The organism is Roseomonas sp. AR75 (assembly GCF_005222815.1).
Taxonomy (GTDB): Bacteria; Pseudomonadota; Alphaproteobacteria; order Acetobacterales; family Acetobacteraceae; genus Falsiroseomonas.
Window position 1 is genome coordinate 597,141 of record NZ_STGB01000005.1, and the last position, 19,856, is coordinate 616,996.

At 71.5% G+C, this 19,856-nt stretch carries 11 protein-coding genes and 1 pseudogene; 10 read left to right on the forward strand and 2 right to left on the reverse strand.

Annotated features, from left to right (window positions below; translation table 11 throughout):
* The first annotated feature begins 63 nt into the window (after nt 1-63).
* The 3 genes from E4T13_RS22345 to E4T13_RS22355 all read left to right on the forward strand — a co-directional run bounded on the left by E4T13_RS22345 (nt 64) and on the right by E4T13_RS22355 (nt 3,272).
* Nucleotides 64-1,155, forward strand: coding sequence for a TRAP transporter substrate-binding protein (locus E4T13_RS22345; RefSeq protein WP_137180556.1), 1,092 nt, complete (start codon nt 64-66; stop codon nt 1,153-1,155).
* 69 nt (nt 1,156-1,224) lie between these two features.
* A complete protein-coding gene (locus tag E4T13_RS22350; protein WP_137180557.1) occupies nt 1,225-1,707 on the forward strand; it encodes a TRAP transporter small permease subunit in 483 nt (160 codons plus the stop codon).
* Nucleotides 1,704-3,272 carry a TRAP transporter large permease subunit gene (locus E4T13_RS22355; protein WP_170985158.1) on the forward strand — a complete coding sequence of 523 codons (1,569 nt, stop codon included), beginning with the start codon at nt 1,704-1,706 and terminating at the stop codon, nt 3,270-3,272. The genes E4T13_RS22350 and E4T13_RS22355 overlap by 4 nt, the downstream gene beginning before the upstream one ends.
* 60 nt (nt 3,273-3,332) lie before the next feature.
* Here the strand turns inward: E4T13_RS22355 and E4T13_RS22360 are convergent.
* Nucleotides 3,333-3,650 (reverse strand): annotated as a pseudogene (locus E4T13_RS22360) (YkvA family protein); the annotation flags it as partial.
* A gap of 79 nt (nt 3,651-3,729) precedes the next feature.
* On the opposite strand from E4T13_RS22360, the gene E4T13_RS22365 reads away from it, so the two are divergent.
* From E4T13_RS22365 to E4T13_RS22395, 7 genes are all read left to right on the forward strand, one after another.
* Nucleotides 3,730-5,244 carry an ABC transporter ATP-binding protein gene (locus tag E4T13_RS22365; protein ID WP_240791241.1) on the forward strand — a complete coding sequence of 505 codons (1,515 nt, stop codon included), beginning with the start codon at nt 3,730-3,732 and terminating at the stop codon, nt 5,242-5,244.
* Nucleotides 5,244-6,317 (forward strand): ABC transporter permease, encoded by a 1,074-nt coding sequence (locus E4T13_RS22370; protein ID WP_137180560.1) that lies wholly within the window; start codon nt 5,244-5,246, stop codon nt 6,315-6,317. The genes E4T13_RS22365 and E4T13_RS22370 overlap by 1 nt, the downstream gene beginning before the upstream one ends.
* Nucleotides 6,318-6,567: 250 nt before the next feature.
* Nucleotides 6,568-7,485, forward strand: coding sequence for an ABC transporter permease (locus E4T13_RS22375; protein WP_137180561.1), 918 nt, complete (start codon nt 6,568-6,570; stop codon nt 7,483-7,485).
* Between the two features lie 79 nt (nt 7,486-7,564).
* On the forward strand, nt 7,565-8,641 hold the full coding sequence (locus tag E4T13_RS22380) for a BMP family ABC transporter substrate-binding protein (RefSeq protein WP_240791242.1): 1,077 nt from the start codon (nt 7,565-7,567) through the stop codon (nt 8,639-8,641).
* A 60-nt stretch (nt 8,642-8,701) separates the two neighbouring features.
* Nucleotides 8,702-9,676 (forward strand): tripartite tricarboxylate transporter substrate binding protein, encoded by a 975-nt coding sequence (locus E4T13_RS22385; RefSeq protein ID WP_137180562.1) that lies wholly within the window; start codon nt 8,702-8,704, stop codon nt 9,674-9,676.
* A gap of 232 nt (nt 9,677-9,908) precedes the next feature.
* Nucleotides 9,909-16,190, forward strand: coding sequence for an Ig-like domain-containing protein (locus tag E4T13_RS22390; protein ID WP_137180563.1), 6,282 nt, complete (start codon nt 9,909-9,911; stop codon nt 16,188-16,190).
* An 86-nt stretch (nt 16,191-16,276) separates the two neighbouring features.
* Complete coding sequence (locus E4T13_RS22395; protein WP_137180564.1) at nt 16,277-17,377, forward strand: LLM class flavin-dependent oxidoreductase; 1,101 nt, start codon at nt 16,277-16,279, stop codon at nt 17,375-17,377.
* 15 nt (nt 17,378-17,392) lie between these two features.
* On the opposite strand, the gene E4T13_RS22400 is transcribed toward E4T13_RS22395, so the two are convergent.
* Complete coding sequence (locus tag E4T13_RS22400; protein WP_137180565.1) at nt 17,393-19,666, reverse strand: heavy metal translocating P-type ATPase; 2,274 nt, start codon at nt 19,664-19,666, stop codon at nt 17,393-17,395.
* Nucleotides 19,667-19,856 lie beyond the last annotated feature (190 nt).

Genomic DNA, 19,856 nt, shown 5'->3' on the forward strand with positions numbered 1-19,856 from the left:
TGCGCGGCGACACGCCGCTTGCGACAAGACCCCCTTCCGAACACGAACGGGAGAGGCAGGCGCATGAATCGCCGTGGACTGATCGGGGGTGCCGCCGCGGGCGGGCTCGCCACCGCAACCCTGGCCACCCCGGCCCTGTCCCAGGGCCGCATCGAGTGGCGCATGGTCACCCTCTGGCCGCGCAACCTGCCCGGCCCGGGTGTCGCGGCGCAGAAGGTCGCCGACCGCATCGGCGCCGTCACTGCCGGCCGCATCAATGTCCGCCTCTTCGCCGCCGGCGAGGTGGTGCCCGCCCCCGGCGCCTTCGATGCGGTGGCGGCCGGCACGGCCGATCTCTACCACGGCGTCCCCGCCTTCTGGATCTCCAAGTCGCCGGCCATCGGCTTCTTCGGCAGCTTCCCCTTCGGCATGACCGTGTATGAACGGCAGGCCTGGATGATGCATGGCGGCGGCCAGGCGCTGTATGACGAGGTCTACGGCAAGTTCGGCGTGAAGCCCTTCAACACCGGCGACAGCGGCCCGCAATGGTTCGGCTGGTTCCGCAAGGACATCAACTCCATCGAGGATTTCCGCGGCCTGCGCTTCCGCACCGCCGGCCTCGGCGGCGAGATGTTCCGCCGCGCCGGCGCGTCCGTCGTCACGCTGCCGGCGGGCCAGATCTTCGCCGCGCTGCAATCGGGCACGATCGACGCCGCGGAATTCCTCGGCCCCTTCAGCGATGCGCCGCTCGGCCTCTACCAGGTCACCAAGAACTACTACTGGCCCGGCGTGCAGGAGCCTTCCTCCGCCGAGGAGATCGGCATCAACATGGGCAAGTGGAACGCGCTGCCGAACGACCTCAAGGCCGCCGTGCGCTTCGCCTGCCAGTCGGTGGCGGAGGAGATCACCACCGAATACGACGCGAACCATCCGCGCGCGCTGGCCGAACTGGTTTCCCGCCATGGGGTGACGCCGAAGGAGGTGCCGCGCGACGTGCTGATCGCGCTCGGCAATTCCGCCGGCGAGATCCTGGCGGAGTTCCGCGCGCACCAGGACCCGCAGGTGAAGAAGGTGGCCGACAGCTACGCGGAGTTCCGCAACCGCAGCCAGGGCTACATGATGATGTCCTACGGCGCCAACTTCCAGGCGCGCGCGCTGCCGATCCGCTGGGGCTAGGCGCTGCACCTCCTCCTCAAGATCGCGGACGCCCATGACGCGGCGAGCACCTGGCTCGCGCGCCGCGTCATGTGGCTGGCGCTGGCCGTGGTGCTGGTGCAGTTCGTCGTGGTCGTGCTGCGCTACGCCTTCGGCTCCTCCTTCGTGTGGATCCAGGAGAGCGTGATCTACCTGCACGCCACGCTCTTCATGCTGGCGATCGGCTACACCTACTTGGTGGACCAGCATGTGCGGGTGGACGTGCTCTACGCGCATTGGTCCATGCGGAAGAAGGCGGCGGTGGACCTGGTTTCCATCATCGTCGCCGTGCTGCCCTTCTGCGCGCTGGTGGTCTGGGCGTCCTGGGGCTATGCGGCGGCGTCCTGGTGGCAGGATGAGGGGCCGATGGCCTATGGCGGCGTGCCGCTGGTGCCCGCGCTCAAGTCGCTGATCCCGCTGATGGCGATCCTGCTCGCCCTGCAGGCCGTCTCCATCGCGATCCGCTGCGTCGCGGTGCTGACCGGCGCGGCGGAGACGCATTTCCCGCAGCGCGCCCACACGGGCAGCGCATGAGTAACCTGGCGATCGGGCAGGCGCTGGACCTGCTGATGTTCGGCACGCTCTGCCTGCTGATCCTCACCGGCGTGCCCGTCACCTTCATCCTGACCGGCTGCGCCATCGTCTTCGGCGGGCTCGGCATCCTCTTCGGCGTCTTCGACAGCTTCCTGCTCGCCGCGCTGGCGCAGCGCATCTTCGGCACGATGACGACGGAGACGCTGGTCGCCATCCCGCTCTTCGTCTTCATGGGCATCATGCTCGAACGCTCCCGCATCGCAGAGGAGCTGCTGGAGGCGATGGGCCGGCTGTTCGGCACGGTCCGCGGCGGGCTTGCCATCAGCGTCTCGGTGGTCGGCGCGATGCTGGCCGCCTCCACCGGCATCGTCGGCGCGACGGTGGTGACGATGGGGCTGATGGCGCTGCCGGCGATGCTGCGCCGCGGCTACGACAAGCGCTTCGCCTGCGGCACCATCTGCGCGGCCGGCACACTCGGCCAGATCATCCCACCTTCCACCGTGATGGTGATCCTGGGCGAGGTGATCGCCGCCGCCTACCAGCAGGCGCAGCTCGCGCAGGGCAAGTTCTCGGTGGAGACGGTCTCGGTCGGCCAGCTCTTCGCGGGATCGATGATCCCGGGGCTGATGCTGGTCGGCCTCTACATCCTCTACCAGCTCGTCATCGCCTTCCTCCGCCCCGAACTCGCGCCCGCCATCCCGCGCGAGGAAGCGGCGCGGATTTCGACGCGGGAGCTGCTGAACGCCCTGGTCCCGCCCATCGTGCTGATCGTCGCCGTGCTCGGCTCGATCCTCGGCGGCGTCGCCACGCCGACCGAGGCCGCGGCGGTCGGCGCCATCGGCGCGACGATGCTGGCCGGGCTGCGCCAGAAGGGCCGCGCCTGGCCGATCCATCTCGGCGCGCTCTGCGCCGTCGGCGTGGTGCTGCTGGGCATGCTGTTCGATCTGCGGCTGGGCCGCGCGCAGCCGCCGCTGGCGGACCGCATCGCGCTGGCGGGCGCGGCGGTGCTGTGCCTGGGGCTGGCCTTCGGCGTGATCGTCGCGCTGTGGCGCTGCTACGGCGCCGGCGTGCTCTCGGCCGTGTCGCACACCACGATGACGATCACTGCCATGATCTTCGCCACCCTGATCGCCGCGACCCTGTTCAGCCTGGTCTTCCGCGGCCTGGGCGGGGAGGAGACGGTGAAGGAGCTGCTCTCGGCGATCCCCGGCGGGCAATGGGGCGCGCTGATCGCGGTGATGGCGGTGATGTTCGTGATGGGCTTCTTCCTGGACTTCGTGGAGATCACCATCATCGTCGTCCCCATCGTCGGGCCCGTGCTGCTGGCTATGGGCATCGATCCCATCTGGCTGGCGGTGCTGATCGCGCTGAACCTGCAGACCAGCTTCCTGACGCCGCCCTTCGGCTTCTCATTGTTCTATCTCGGCGGCGTCGCGCAGAAATGGGTCGGCACGGGCGACATCTATCGCGGCGTCATTCCCTTCGTGCTGCTGCAGTTGCTGGCGCTCGGGCTGGTGATGACCTTCCCGGCGCTGGCCACCTGGCTGCCCGGCGTGCTGTTCTGATCCGCCCTACCAGCCGCCAGCGGGCCACAGCCACCACAGCATAAGCGCCGCCGCGCCGAGCCAGAGCAGGATGATCGCCGTGGCGCCGGCGAGGCTCCGCGGGCGGCGCGCCGCCGCGTCCGCGTCTGCGCGGCACTCCGCCAGCACATCCGGCGGGATCAGCCGCCGCACGGCCAGGATGCCGAGCGGCACGATGAGCAGGTCGTCGAGATAGCCAAGCACCGGCACGAAGTCCGGGATCAGGTCGATCGGCGAGAGCGCATAGGCCGCCACGGCCAGCGCCAGCGCCTTCGCATGCCAGGGCGTGCCGGGATGCCGCGCGGCCAGCCACACCGCATGGACATCCCGCTTCAGATTGCGCGCCCAGGCCCGCGCTCGACGCCACATCGTTCCGCTCCTCCCGTGCCTTGTCAGCCCGGGCGACTTCGCTGAGCATGCCACACGGATGCCCCCGCCCATGCCCCTGATCGAGACCAGGCGCGTCACCAGGCGCTTCGGCGCGCTGGTCGCGAACGATCAGGTGGACCTTGCGGTCATGCAAGGCGAGATCCACGCGCTGCTGGGCGAGAACGGCGCAGGCAAGTCCACGCTGGTGAAGATGCTCTACGGCCTGCTGCAGCCGGATGCCGGGCAGATCCTGTGGCAGGGCGCGCCGGTGGCGCTGCATGGCCCGCGGGAGGCGCGGCATCTCGGCATCGGCATGGTGTTCCAGCACTTCTCCCTGTTCGAGGCGATGACGGTGGCGGAGAACGTCGCCCTCGCGCTCGACACCGCCGAGACGCTGCCGCGCGTCGCCGCCCGGTTGGCGGAGACAAGCCGCGCCTATGGCCTGCCGCTCGATCCGCGGCGGGAGGTCTGGCAGCTCTCCGTCGGCGAGCGGCAGCGCGTGGAGATCGTGCGCTGCCTGATGCAGGACCCGCGCCTGCTGATCCTGGACGAGCCGACTTCCGTGCTGACGCCGCAGGAGGCCGAGGGGCTGTTCGCCACGCTCGCGCAGATTCGCGCCGAGGGCCGGGCGGTGCTGTACATCTCGCACAAGCTCGAGGAAGTCCGCCGTATCTGCGAGGCTGCGACCATCCTGCGCCACGGCAAGGTCGTGGCGCGCTGCGATCCGCGTGCGGAAAGTGCTGCGAGCCTCGCGCGCATGATGGTCGGCGCCGATGTCGGCGCGGTGCGCCATGCCGAGGCGGCCGGCGGCGGGCCCCTGCGCCTGAAGGTCGCCGGCCTCTCCCTGCCGCCGGCCGAACCGCATGGCGTCGCGCTGAAGGACATCACGCTGCGCCTGCATGGCGGCGAGGTGCTGGGCATCGCCGGCGTCGCCGGCAACGGGCAGGACGAGCTGTTCGCCGTGCTCTCCGGCGAGCGTCGTGCGCCGCGCGCCGACCACGTCCTGCTGGATGGCGCGCCGGTGGGGCATGAGGGCATTACGGCGCGCAGGCGCCGCCGCGCGGCCTTCGTGCCGGAGGAACGCCTCGGCCACGCCACCGCGCCGCGCCTCAGCCTGTCGGAGAACCTGCTGGTCTCCGGCCATGCCACGGGCGGGCTCGTGCGCCGGCTGCTGCTCGACCGCCGGCGCATGCTCGCGCAGGTCGATGCCGTCGCCGCGCGCTTCGACCTGCGCAAGGGCACGCGCGATCCGCAGGCGCGCGCTTTGTCCGGCGGCAACCTGCAGAAATTCGTGGTGGGGCGGGAGGTGCTGCGCCGGCCCGGCGTGCTGGTGGTGGCGCAGCCGAGCTGGGGCGTGGATGCCGGCGCGGCGCGGCTGATCCGCCAGGCGCTGGTGGACCTGGCCAAGGAAGGCGCGGCGGTTCTGGCGATCAGCCAGGACCTCGACGAGCTGCTGGAAATTGCCGACCGCATCGCCGTGATGTTCCACGGCCGCCTCTCTCCCGCGCAGCCGGTCCGGGGGATGACGCGCGAATCGCTCGGCCTGCTGATGGGTGGCGCCGGCTTCGCGCAGGACGCCGCCTGATGCGCCTGGTGCTGGAAGCGCGCGAACGCACCGGCCTCGTCCTGCGGCTCGCCGCGCCGCTGCTTGCGGTGGCGCTGACGGTGGTCTCCGCCGTGCTGGTCTTTCTCGCGCTCGGCCTCGATCCGCTGGAGGCGCTGCGCGTCTATTTCGTCGCGCCGGTGTCGGATGCGTACGGGCTGCAGGAAGTCGCGGTGAAGGCGACGCCGCTGGTGCTGATCGCCTGCGGATTGTCGCTCTGCTACCGCTCGAACAACTGGAACATCGGCGCCGAAGGCCAGTTCCTGGCGGGCGCGATGGCCGGCGGCTGGCTGGCCATCGCGACGCATGGCGCGCCGGACGGGCCGTGGCTGCTGCCGGCGATGCTGCTGCTCGGCGCGCTGGGCGGCGCGCTCTATGCGCTGATCCCCGCGGCGCTGAAGACGCGCTTTGGCGCCAACGAGATCCTGACCTCGCTGATGCTGGTCTATGTCGCGGAGCTGCTGCTGGATTGGCTGGTGCGCGGCCCCTGGCGCGACCCGCAGGGCTTCAACATGCCGGTGACGGTCGGCTTCGAGCCGGAGGCGCTGGTGCCGCCGCTGATCGAGGGCGGGCGGCTCGGCATCGGCGCGCCGATCGCGCTGCTGGTCGTGCTGCTGATGACGCTGGTGCTGCGCCACACGCTGGCCGGCTTCCGCATCCGCCTGGTGGGCGAGGCGCCGCGCGCCGCGCGCTTCGCCGGATTCAGCACGCGACGCATGACCTGGGCGGTGTTCGCCATCTCCGGCGGGCTGGCGGGGCTGGCAGGGATACTGGAGGCCGCGGGCACGGTGCAGATGCTGCAACCCGGCCTGTCGCCCGGCTACGGCTTCACCGCGATCATCGTCGCCTTTCTCGGCCGTCTGACCCCGGTGGGCTGCCTGGTGGCGGGGCTGTTCATCGCCGTCACCTTCATAGGCGGCGAGAACGCGCAGATCGTGCTGGGACTGCCGCTGGACGTGACGCGCGTGTTCCAGGGCATGCTGCTGTTCTACGTGCTCGCCTGCGACACGCTGCTGACCTACCGGCCGCGGATCGTGCGGGGGGCGGCGGCGTGATGTCCGGTGCAGGCGGCGCTATCGCATCACGGTCTCGCAGGTCGGTCGCGCCCTCACCCTCCCGGCCTCCGGCCGGGCCCCTCCCTCTCCCGCTGTCGCGGGAGAGGGCCATTCGGCGCGCGTCATGCCCTCTCCCGCGACAGCGGGAGAGAGGGGACCCTCGCGCAGCGAGGGTGGGTGGGGGCGCGACCCACCGCGCCCATCTGACGCCGAATCGCTCCGCGTGCACAGGCAAGGGCGCACCCGCCCCATGACCCTCGCCGAAGCCATCCTGCTCACCATCATCACCGCCTCCACACCGCTGCTGCTCGCCGCGATCGGCGAGCTCGTTGTCGAACGGTCAGGCGTGCTGAACCTCGGCGTCGAGGGCATGATGATCATGGGCGCGGCCTGCGGCATCGCCGCCGCGATCACCACCGGATCGAGCGCCATCGGCGTCGCCGCCGCCGTCGCCGCGGGCATGGCGATGGCCGCGCTCTTCGCCGCGCTGACCCTCGGCCTCGCGGCGAACCAGGTGGCCTCCGGCCTCGCGCTCGCGATCTTCGGCACGGGGCTGTCCGGCGTGATCGGATCGGGCTTCGTCGGCGTGCAGCGCGCCGGCATCGGAAAGCTGGAAGTCCCGTTCCTCTCCGAGATCCCCGTCCTCGGCCCCATCCTGTTCCGCCAGGACCCCTTCGTGTACGCCGCCTTCGCGCTGGTGATCGGCGTCGCCTGGTTCCTCTCCCGCACGCGCACGGGCCTCGTGCTGCGCGCCTGCGGCGAGAACCACGCGGCGGCGCATGCGCTGGGCTATCCCGTGCTGCGCATCCGCCTGCTGGCCGTGCTGTTCGGCGGCGCCTGCGCGGGGCTGGCGGGCGCCTATATTTCGCTCGTGCTGACGCCGTTCTGGAGCAGCGGAATGACCGGCGGCCGCGGCTGGATCGCGCTGGCCATCGTGGTCTTCGCAAGCTGGAAGCCCTGGCGCGCCGTGCTCGGCGCGTATCTGTTCGGCGGCATCACCATCCTGCAGTTGCATGCGCAGGGCATGGGCGTGCGACTGCCCTCCCAGCTCCTGGCGGCGATGCCCTATCTCGTCACGATCCTGGTGCTGGTGCTGATCATGCGGGCGCGCCGCGGCGGCTCCGCGGCGCCGGCCTCGCTGGCAACGCCCTTCGTGCCGGACCGCTAGACACCCAACCCGTAGACTCTGGCACGCGTTTCGCTTAGCCGGTTGCCCAGCACCGACGCCCGAAGAGGAGCCCGCCCGCATGATGCTCACCCGCCGCCATCTCCTCGGCGCCGCCGGCACCGCGGCGCTTGTCCCCGCCGCGCAGGCGCAGGCGCCGAAGCCCAATATCGGCTTCATCCTCGTCGGCCCCGTCGGCGATTTCGGCTGGTCCTACCAGCACGACCAGGGCCGCCAGGCGATGATGCGCGCCGTCGGCGAGGACCGGATCTCCTCCACCGTGGTGGAATCCGTGGCGCCGCCGGATTTCGACCGCGTGGTGACGCAGCTCTCGCGCAACGGCGCGCGGCTGATCTTCACCACCAGCTTCACCTATTTCCAGCCGACGCTTCGGGCCGCCCAGCGCATGGGCAACATCCGCTTCGAAAGCTGCACCGGCACGGCGCCGCGCGCCCCGAATGTCGCGGTGTATGACGGGCGCTTCTACGAAGGCCGCTACATCCAGGGCGTGGTCGCCGCGCGCAAGTCGAAGACGAAGCAGATCGGCTATGTCGCCGCCTTCCCGATCCCCGAGGTGATCCACGGCATCAACACGCTGATGCGCGGCGCCTGGAGCGTGGATCCCGCGATGAAGGTGCGCGTGGTCTGGGCCAACACCTGGTTCGACCCGCCGAAGGAAGCCGATGCCGCGCGCGCGCTGATCGACCAGGGCTGCGACGTGCTGTGCCAGCACACCGACAGCCCCGCGCCGCTGCAGCTTGCCGAGCAGCGCGGCATCTTCGGCTTCGGCCAGGCCAGCGACATGACGCGCTTCGCCCCGCGCGCGCATCTGTTCAGCAGCATCGACGACTGGAACGACTACTACATCGCGCGCGCGCGTGCCCTGCTCGACAATACCTGGCAGCCGACCGACACCTGGGAAGGCCTGGCGGGCGGCATGCTGCGGCTGCCCGCCTTCACCAACATGACGCCCGAGGAAGCCGCGGAGGCCGAGCGCATCGTCGCCGGCATCAAGTCCGGCGCGATCAAGCCCTTCGCCGGCCCGATCGTGAAGCAGGACGGCACGGAGGTGATCCCCGCCGGCCAGGTGCTGACCGACGCGCAGATCAAGTCGATGAATTTCTTCTATCGCGGGATCGACGCCACCATCCCAGGCTGACACCAGGAACCCTCTCCCCCATCCGCGGGAGAGAGGGCTTCGAATGAAGGGAAGACGATCATGCCGATCCGCCGCCGCATCCTGCTGGCCGCACCGCTCGCCGCCGCGCTGGCGCGCCCCGCCGCCGCGCAGGCCTGGCCCACGCGACCCACGCGCATGATCGTGCCCTTCCCCGCCGGCCAGGGCGCGGACCTGCTGATCCGCATGCTGTCGGAACGCCTGCAGCAGAAGCTCGGCCAGCCCTTCGTGGTGGACAACCGCGCCGGCGCCGGCGGCACCGTCGGCACGGAGCAGATCGCCTCCGCGACACCGGACGGCACCACCTTCGGCATGGGCGCGAGCGGCCCGCTGGGCATCGCGCCCTCGCTGTTCCCGAACCTGCCCTATGACCCGCTGAAGGACCTGACGCCGGTGGCGCTGGTGGCGACCGTGCCGCAGCTTTTCATCGTGCGCGCGGATTCGCCGATCCGCAGCATCGCCGACCTGATCGCCGCGGCGAAGGCGAAGCCCGGCGAGGTGTTCTACGCCTCCTCCGGCAACGGCACGACGCAGCACCTGAATGTGGAGATGTTCGCCGCACTCGCCGGCGTCCGCGTGGCGCATGTGCCCTATCGCGGCTCCGCGCCCGCGCTGGCCGACCTGCTGGGCGGGCGCGTGGCCTTCATGTCCGACACGCTCGCTGCGGCCGGCCCGCAGATCCGCGACGGCAAGGTGCGCGCCATCGGCGTCACCTCCGCGCAGCGCTCGCCCTTCTTCCCGGACGTGCCGACCATCGCGGAGCAGGGGGTGGCGAACTACGAATCGGTCGGCTGGATCAGCGTGGTCGGCCCGCGCGCCCTGCTGCCGGAGATCGCCAATGCCGCCGCGCGCGCCATCGGCGAGGTGGTGGCCGAGGAGGCCTTCGCCGCTCGGCTGCGCAGCCAGTCCTTCACGCCGGATTTCCGCCCGACGGATCGCTTCCGCGCCTTCCTGGCGGAGGAGATCGCGAAGTGGCGGGAAGTGGTGCGTGTGTCCGGCGCCAAGGTGGACGGCTGACAGCCAGTACACGCGTCCGCCGGCGCGCGATCCGCCACCATCGGTTGTGAACGGCAACCCAAAACGAAAACGCATCCGCACTGATTGCAACGGCCCAGCGATTCCCGCTTAATCGTTTCGCTGGCCGGGCCAAGGGTGCCGCACCGATCATCCGTTGCGGCATGCAGGACAGGACGTCACCGCGCCCCTCTTCCCGGGCCAGCCGCCGCCCGACGGTGGAGAGGGACGACGTATGAGCATCCTGCGCGACACCGGCCTGATCGTCGAAGGCTGGCCCATCGGCCTGGAAGGCGGCGGCTTCGCCGAGGTGAAGCTGCTGCGTGCGACCGGGCAGAACGATCGCCTGGCCATCGACATCTACGCCGCCGACGGCACGCAGCTGCAGAACGACCTCGTCGTCGCCACGGCGCCCACGGACCGCGTGTTCACCGAATTCGGCCTTGTCGCCCTGAAGGACGGCAATGTCGGCATGTGGTATGTCCGGAACAACCAGGACACCAACACCGACACGCTGTTCTACAAGCCGATCACCCGCGACGGCGTCTTCGCCGAGGGCACGGTCGTCGCCTCCGCCTCGCCCACGCCGAACCGCAACTACACCGGCGTCAGCGCCGACGTGCTGGACAACGGCGAGATCGTCTTCGCCGTCAATCGCTACTCCGATGGCAGCACTGCCGGCACCTCCAACCTGCTGGTCTTCCGCGTGCAGATCGCCCCCGACGGCACGCGGCTGGTGGACCCGGTGAGCGTCGAGGACACCACCGGCGGCTGGGACGGCGCGGCGGAGGTGGATGCGCTGCCCGGCGGCGGTTACGTCATCAGCAGCACCTTCGCCGAGCTGCACGGCCGCTTCGCCGTCTTCGAGGACGTGGACGGCGGCATCCTGCGGCTGACATCGTCCTTCAACATCTACGACGCGGACGGCAACCTTCTCAGCCGCGCGACTGACACGCCCTACTTCATCGCAATGACGGAGTGGTCGGGCTTCGGCCCTGCCGCCTACGACCTCCTGACCTTCGCCGGCGGCTCCACCACCGGGCTGTACGACGGCACCTTCACCTCCAACTGGATCGAGAACGCGGTGATCGAGGACCGCGAATCGGTCTTCGATCCCGTGCTGACCGACGGCGCCTACGGCTATGCGATCTACAACGCCCAGGGCGGCCGCGGCGCCACGCTGCCGCTGCTGCCCTATCTGTTCAACGCCGGCGCCGACAGCCACGGCGGCACGGTGCACCGCATCGACGAGGAGTACGGCGCCTTCCTGGCGGAGCGGCGCTATTTCTCCTCGGGCGGCGGCAACGAGATCACGGTCCAGCTGTTCTCCACGCCGACCTCGGCGAGCACGGCCGAATACGTCGTCGAGGTCGACCCCGCGATGCGCTACGTGACGTATCTGAGCGTGCTGCCGAACGGTCAGGTGCTGGTTCGCGGCTCCGACGCCGGCTTCCAGCAGTTCAGCCAGGTCTTCGAGATCTTCGGCCTGGTGCTGGAGCCCTCCCGCCTCGAGGAGAACGCCGCGGCCGGGACCGAGATCGGCACGCTGCGCGCCATCGGCGGCCTGGCCGACAAGGCGCTGGGCTTCACGCTCGGCGGCGCGGACGCCGCGAAGTTCACGCTCGGCACCGGCAACATCCTCTATGTCGCCGCCGGCGCCGATCTCGACCACGAAGCCGACGACACCGCGAGCATCGTCGTCACCGTCGCACTCATCGGCGGTGGCACGGAGGAGATCGCCCTCGACATCGCAATCCTCGACGTGAACGAGGCGCCGACCGACATCGCCCTCTCCCGCCAGGCCTTCCTGCTGGACCTGACGCGCGCCGACGAGTTTGCGGTCGGCCAGGTGCTGGCGACGCTGACGACGGAAGACGAGGACGAGACCAACATCCCCGTCTACACGCTGACCGCCAACCCGGAGAACCTCTTCGCCATCGCCGGCGACAAACTGGTGGTGCCCGATGCCGCAAAGCTCGGCGCGCTGACCGAACCGCGCAGCTACACCATCGGCGTGAAGTCCACCGACGAGGGTGGGCTGGAATACACCAAGCTCCTCAAGCTCGACTTCGTCTCGGACGGCAAGCCGGTCGCCGTCGCCGACCGCTTCAACTACGACAGCGAGACGGTGGTGCAGCCGGTCACGCTGGACGTGCTGGCGAACGACATCGTCGTGGTCGGAGAGAAGGACCCGTCCTCGCTCACCATCACCGTCGCGCCCGACTACGGCACGGCCGCGGTGGTCGGCGGCAAGATCATCTACACGCCGGGCGCGCAGGGCTTCCGCGACACGGTGATCAGCTACACCTTCGAGGACACGACCGACCAGCTCAGCACCACCGGCACGCTGCGCATCGCGCGCAAGACCGGCGTGCCCGACCCCTTCGTGGTGGACGGCGTCGAGTTCCAGGAAGTCCCTGATACCGCCTACTCGGAGGCGACCGGCACCTTCACCATCGGCCGCAAGGACGGCGCCGCAGCGATGCTGCAGGTGGTGAACGGCACCATCCGCGCCTTCGAGGATCGCCTGGAGATCATCGGCGGCACCACCTATGCACGCCTCGGCCTCGGCGCCGATCCGCTGCTGGCGACGAAGCCGCTCTTCGCCGGCGACTTCACGCTGATGTCGGACACCGGCGGCGGCGGCGTCTCCGACACGCTCGATCCGGCAGACGATGACTACGCCTTCATCACCACCGAGGTCGCCGTCGGCACTGTCCGCCTTGAGCCCGACGGCATCATCCTGTCGGGCGAGTTCACGCTGCCCGACCAGTTCGGCGCCATCACCTTCCCCGCCCTCGGCCTGAACGGCATCCGCATCAGCGATGCCGGCGTCGGCTTCGCCGGCGGCAGGATCGTGCTGCCGGACGCGAAGGCGCTCAAGCTGCCCTTCAGCGACCTCACGCTGACCACCAAGGGCGTCGGCATCACCAGCCTCAGCGCCGAACGCGCGCTGAAATTCGAAGGCACGCTGACCATCGAGGACGGCTTCTTCAACGAGTTCCTGAAGCCGCACCTCACACCGGAGATCGACGCCCGCGACCGCCGCGGCTTCACCGCGCTGACGCTCGACCTCGGCAACGCCAACGCGCCCAACGGCAATTTCCTTCAGCTGCGCGAGGACCCGGTGCAGGGGCTGGTCTTCACCGGGTCGGGCGCCATCGCCTTCCCGGAGATCAAGCTCGGCGGCGGCTTCGGCATCAAGGATCTCACCGCCTCGCTGGCGATCCTCGACGACAGCGTCAGCATCGGCGGCGGGCTCAAGGTTGCGCTGCCTTTCGGGCGGCTCGGCGGCACGCTGACCGACCCCGCCTATATCGGCGGCAGCATCAAGGTGATCGTCGAGCCCGAACTCGCGCTGGACGAGATCGCGCTCTCCTCCGAGGTCCGCATCCCCATCCCACAGGTGCCGGGGCTGGCGCTGCGCCTGCTGGAGATGTCGGCGAAGGGCCTTGCCTCCGGCCCGCCCGCCAATCCCAGCCAGTCGCCCTTCGTGCTGGAAGGCAAGATCGGCTTCGACTACGGCGGCGAATACACCTTCACGCCGATCAACGACTGGCTCGGCTTCGAGAAGGGCAAGCCTGTCGTCGGCAGCCTGCTCAATCTTGAGCTGACGGGCACCGCGCAGGTGTCCCGCGTGACCGGCGCCTTCCAGCTCGACGGCTCGGCGAAGTTCTTCATGCTGACGCCGGATTTCTTCACGGCCACGCTGTCCAACGTGCCGGGCAAGCCGCTCGTCAACTTCTACTCCGGCGCCATCGAGGCGCAGGGCAGCTTCAACTTCGGCAGCCTGCTGAGCGGCACCGGCAAGCTGAAGGCGGATCTGATCCCCGGCGGCTCCGGCGATCCCTCCGACCCGACGGGCAGCGCGAACAACAGCTTCATCGCGGCCAGCGGCACCGGCATCGTCAAGCTGCCGAGCGCCTCGTCGCTCGGCCCGCTCTCGGGCGCCACCGGCGACGCGCAGTTCTTCGCCATCGTCAGCTTCGACGGCGACAGCCGCAACGACTACGTCGCCGTGACCACCGCCGTCACCATCGGCCGGGGCCGCACCCAGCTCGGCGGCTTCCAGGTCTCGCTCGATGGCGAGATGGAGCTCTTCACCGGCGGCCGCGCGCTGCCCGCGGTCGGAAGCTGGCAGGTCGAGGACGGCCTCGACTACATCACCATGACCGCGCAGTGGGAGAACGAGCAGGCCGATCCCGTCGCCGTCATCGTCACCTACAAGGCGGTCGTCGGCGGCCCCGTCCTCGCCACCTACACCGAAGCGGAGTTCGCCGCGAACGGCATCGAGATCGTCGCCGGCCTCACCAACGGCTTCGCCAAGACCGTCGCGGTGTTCTCCCCCATCGCCGGCGTCTGGGACATCGCGGTGGCGGACGAGACCGGCCTCGGCGCCATCGCCTATGATGGCCAGACCGCGGCAAACCCGCTGCAGGTCGAATGGCTGGAGGTCACGCGCCGCGACGATCCCGTGCCGGAGCTGTTCCTGCGCGCGACCGTGGACGGCGCCGATGACGGCGCGGCCTTCGACGTCTTCGCCGACAGCGACATGGCCGATTACGATGGCCTGCTCGTCGCCGGCGGCCTCACCGCCGCGCAGCTTGCGGCGGGCGTCACCTGGGGCCTGGCGGATGCGCCGCCCGGCGACCTGTTCCTCTACATCCTCGTGCGCGAACCGGACAACGACCTGCGCGTCACGCCCTATCGCAGCGAGGCGGTGCAGGGCGCCGATGTCGCCGACCTTTCCGTCGCCTTCCTGCGCGATCCCGCGGCCGCGGCGGATGCGACGGAGGTCGCGCACAGCATCCGCGTCGCCAATGCCGGTCCCGATGCGGCGAAGGGCGTCGTCGTCACCGTCCTGCTTCCCACCGCGCAATACGAGATCGTCTCGCTGCCCGCGGGCCTGGCGGCGCCGACGCTCACCGGCACGTCGCTGAGCTTCACGCTGGCGAGCCTTGCCGCGCAGGGCGGCTTCGAGATCGTGCTCAAGACCTTCGGCACGGAAGGCGGCGCGGCGGGCGATCCGGTCTCCGTCGCCGTGGAATCGCTCGCCAGCGACCCCGACCTCACGGACAACCTCGCGCTGGGGGCCGCCACGACGCTGCCGCTCTTCGCGCAGGACGACGCGGTGACGGGCGAGGAGGATACGGCGATCGTCGGCACGGTGGTGGCGAACGACCTGCAGGTTTCCGGCCGCGCCTTCACCGTGGCGCTTGCCGCCGCGCCGCTGCATGGCACGCTGACGCTCGATCCGGATGGCGGCTTCGCCTACCGGCCCGACGCCGACTTCGCCGGCAGCGACAGCTTCGGCTACGTGCTGAGCGACGGGCTCGGCGCCAGCGCGGCCGCGACCGTCGCGATCACCGTCACGCCGGTGAACGACGCGCCGACAGCGCTGCTGCTCTCGGCCGCAAGCGTGGCGGAGGATGCGGCGGCCGGCGCCATCATCGGCACGCTCTCCGCCACCGATCCCGATGCGGGCGAGCGCTTCGCCTTCAGCCTGATCGACGATGCCGGCGGCCGCTTCGCCATCCTCGGCGATGCGCTGGTCCTCGCCGCGCCGCTGGATTTCGAGGCGGCACCGCAGCACGCGATCACGCTGCGCGTCACCGATGCCGGCGGGCTGTTCCTCGACCGCACGCTGGCGATCGCGGTGGAGGACGTGCCGGGGCAGCGCAGCGTGGGCAGCGCACGCGCCGACCTGATGCTGCCCGGCAGCGGCCCGGCCGGACGCAATCGCCCGACCGAGGAAGCCGACCGCGTGCTCGGCCGCGGCGGGGACGACACGATCCGCGCCGGCGGCGGCGACGACATCGTCCTTGGCGGGACAGGCGCCGACGATCTCTCCGGCGATGCCGGCGATGACAGCCTCGCCGGCGGCACCGAAGCCGACACGATGGCCGGTGGCGCCGGCGACGACGCGCTCTTCGGCGAAGCCGGCGACGACAGCCTCTCCGGCGATGCGGGCGAGGACAGCCTCATCGGCGGCGATGGCGCCGACAGCCTGGCCGGCGGTGCGGAGGCGGATGCGCTGCGCGGCGGCGACGGCAACGACGCGCTGGATGGCGGCGCCGCCGACGACCTGCTCGCCGGCGAGGCCGGCGCCGACACGCTGCGCGGCGATGCCGGCGCCGACCTGCTGCGCGGCGGCGAGGGCGACGACCTGCTCGCCGGTGGTGAGGGCGCGGACACGCTGCATGGCGGCCCCGGCGCCGACCGCTTCCTCTGGACCAGCCCGGAGGAAGGCGGCGACGCGCTGATGGTGTTCCACCGCGCCGAGGATCTGCTGGTCTTCGCCGCTGCCGGCTTCGGTGGGCTCCCCGCCGGCGCGCTCGCCGCGGACCACTTCGCGCAGGACATGCCGGACGCCGCCATGCCGCAATTCGTCTATGCGCGCGCGACCGGCGTGCTCGCCTGGGACGCGGATGGCAGCGGCGAAGGCGCGGCGATCGTCATCGCCACGCTGTCCAACCGTCCGGCGCTCGGCGCGGAGGACGTGCTCATCCTCGGATAGCCGGGCCGCTCGCGCGGCGCCGCCATCGCGCCTATCCTGCCCGCCGAGGCGCGCAACCGTCGCGCCCGGGGGGAAGGAATCGCCGCATGCGTCTCGGCCTGTTCATGATGCCGCTGCATCCGCCCGAGCGGCCCATGCATGCCATGCTGGCCGAGGACACCGAGAAGTCGCTGCTGGCCGACCGGCTGGGCTTCGAGGAACTCTGGGTGGGCGAGCATTTCTCGGCGTCGTCGGAGCCCATTGCTTCGCCGCTGATGTTCATGGCGGGTCTCGCGCCGCGCACCAGGCTCACCTTCGCCACCGGCGTCATCAACCTGCCGAACCACCACCCCGCGAAGGTCGCGGCGGAGGTCGCGCAGTTCGACCACATGACGCAGGGGCGCTTCATCCTGGGCATCGGTCCGGGCGGCCTGCCCTCGGATTTCGAGCTGTTCGGCAACACCGAACCCATGCAGCGCGGCCGGCGCATGCTGGAATCCATGGACATGATCCAGGCGATCTGGGAAGCCGAGCCGCCCTATGACATCGCCGGCCCCACCTGGTCCGCGCGCATCACCCAGGCGGTGATCCCGGAATTCGGCGTCGGCACCATGCCGAAGCCCTGGCAGCGCCCGCACCCGCCCATCGCCATCACCGCGCGCAGCGCCGACAGCTTCGGCGTGAAGACCGCGGTGGAGCGCGGCTGGGGCGTGGTCTCCGCCAATTTCGTCGCGGAGCGCATCGTGGAGGGGCATGGCCGCACGCTGCAGGCCGCCTTCGCCGCACAGGGCCGCAGGCCCGGCACGGATTGGCGCCTGGCGCGGAACTTCTGCATCGCGGCGACGGAGGCCGAGGCGCGCGACCGCATGTTCCACCCGGACTCCGCCAACCGCTACTACTTCCACTACCTCTCCTCGCTGGCGCGCCGCGCCGGACAGCTCGGCACGCTGAAGCCGCGCGAGGACACGCCGGACGAGGCGGTGACGCTGGAGGCGATCATCGAGGATTGCGTCATCGCCGGCACGGCGCGCGGCGTGCTCGATCGCCTCGTCGCGCTGCGCGACCGCGTCGGCCCCTTCGACCACCTGCTGATGGCCGGCCTTGACTGGAGCGGCCCCAACGCCGCCTGGGAGCAGGAGACGATGCGGAGCCTGGCGGAGGCGGTGATGCCCCGCTTCCGCCAGCATGTGGCGGCGGGGCGCGCCTAGGCCAGCCCGCCCGCGCTACGCTGCCTCCGCTCCCATCCCCGCCAGCATCTCCTCCTCCGCCGCCAGGTGCAGGCGCAGCAGCGCCTCCAGCGCGAACAGGGTGCGACGCAGTTCCGGCGCGGCGCCGGGCCAGTCGGTTTCCGCCAGCACCAGCAGCCGGGCGACGCGCTCCGCCAGCCCCTCCATCTCCGCATGCATGCGCACCAGCGGCGCCATCGGGTCCACGCCGCCCAGCCGCGCCGCGGCGGCGGGATAGAGCGCGCGCTCCTCCTCCTGCTGATGCGGCAGAAGCTCCGCGCGCAGCCGGCGTTCCACCGCTTCCAGCGCAGGCCGCGCCGCCGGCGTCGGCCCGATCGCCTCGGCGCCCGCGCGCAACTCCTCGGCAAGACGGCGCAGCCCGGCATGCTCGGCGTGGCGCTCGGCAAGCCCCGCCTCGGCAGGCAGCGCGGCGGGCACCGCCTCGTCGGCGCCGGGGCGCAGCGCGGTCAGCGCGAAGAGAATGGCGAAGACGTCGATCCCCTCCTGCACCAGCGCGCCGGCCAGCGGCGGCAGATGGCCTGCTGCGGCGAAGCCCATCGCCACGCCCGACAGGCCCATGCCGAGCGCGATCGCGCGAAAGGCCACGCGCCGCGCGCGGCGGGCGATGGCGATCGCTTCCGGCACGCGGTCCACGCGGTCCACCAGCAGCACCACGTCGCCCGCCTCGGCCGCCGCCGCGGTGCCATGCGCGCCCATCGCGATGCCGACATCGGCCGCTGCCAGCGCCGGCGCGTCGTTCACGCCGTCGCCGACCATCGCGGTCGGCGCGGCTTCCGATTCGGCTCGCACCGCCGCGATCTTGTCGGCCGGCGCCTGCTCCGCCAGCACCGCATCCAGCCGCAGCGCGCGCGCGATCGGGGAGGCGGCGGCGGCGCGGTCGCCGGTGACCAGCACCAGCCGCGCCACGCCAAGCGCACGCAGCCGGCGAACGGCCCGCGGCGCCTCCTGCCGCAGCCCGTCGGCCATCACGAAGGCCGCCGCCGGCCTGCCCTCCACCGCGAGCCAGGCCACCGAACCCGCCGCGGCCGCCACCTGCGCCGCCACGCCGAAGCCGTTCTCGGGCTCGATGCCGGCGGACCGCAGGAACCCCTCGGCGCCGAGCAGCAACGCCTTGCCCTCGACGGTGCCGGTCACGCCGCCGCCCGCCACCTCCGCGACGCTGTCGGGCGCCGGTAGCGCGATGCCGCGCGCCTGCGCCGCGGCGACCAGCGCGGCCGAGACCGGATGCGTCGAGCCCTGCGCCAGCGTTGCCGCCAGGCGCAGCGCCGCGTCGCGGCCCAGCGCGGGATCGGCATCCACCGCCGCCAGGCGCGGCCTTCCCGGCGTCAACGTGCCGGTCTTGTCGAACAGCACCGTGCGGATGCGCGCCAGCCGTTCCAGCGCGCCGCCGCCCTTCACCACGATGCCGCGCCGCGCCGCGCGGCCGATCCCCGCCACCAGCGCCACCGGCGCGGCAAGGATCAGCGGGCAGGGCGTCGCCACCACCAGCACCGCCAGCGCCCGCACCGGGTCGCCCGTGACGATCCAGGCGCCGCCCGCCAGCAGCGCGGTGAAGGCGATGAAGCCGACTGCCCAGCGATCCGCCAGCCGCGCCATCGGCGCGCGTTCCGCCGCCGCCTGCTCCGCAAGGCGGACGATGGCGGCATAGGTGCTGGCCCCGGCCGCGCTGCGCGCGCGCAGCCGGAAGGCGGCACCCTGGTTCACCCCGCCGCTGCGCAGCGCGTCGCCGCGCGCGAAGGCGACGGGCAGCGCCTCGCCGGTCAGGGCGCTCTCGTCCAGCAGCGCGGCGTCCTCCTCCAGCACGCCATCGGCCGGCACGGTCTCGCCGGGGCGCACCAGCAGCAGGTCGCCGGGGCGGATCGCCTCCACGCCGATCTCGGCCACCGCCTCGCCTTCCAGCCGCGCAGCGCGCCGCGGCGCGCGGGCCATGAGCGCGGTGAGGGAGGCCGTGGCCCGCGCCTCGGCCCAGGCCTCCAGTGCCTCGCCGCCCGCCACCATCAGGCCGATCACCGCGGCGGCCGCGGCCTCGCCCAGGGCCACGGCGCCCAGGATCGCGGCCAGCGCCACCACATCCACCCCGATCCGCCCGCCGAGCAGCGTCCGCGCCATGCCGATCCCGACATGCAGCGCCACTGGAAGCGCCGCTGCCGACCAGGCCCAGGCGGCCGCGCGCGGCAGGCCCGCCAGGTGGCAGGCGAGGCCCAGGAGGAGGCCCAGGCAGACCCAGATCAGCAGCAGGTAGCGGCGCATCGCCCCCACACTGCCCCGCCCCGTGCCCGCGCGGAACGGACATGGATCAACCCGGGCAGGTTGTTTTTCCCTGGCCTTTCCGCCCCGGAGGCCCTAGATACCCGCCGCGGCCGGCCTCCAACGGGGTCAGGCCCGCGCTGCGATGGCAGCGGATTGCACGAGATTGCCGCCAGGCCTCAGGGACGATGGC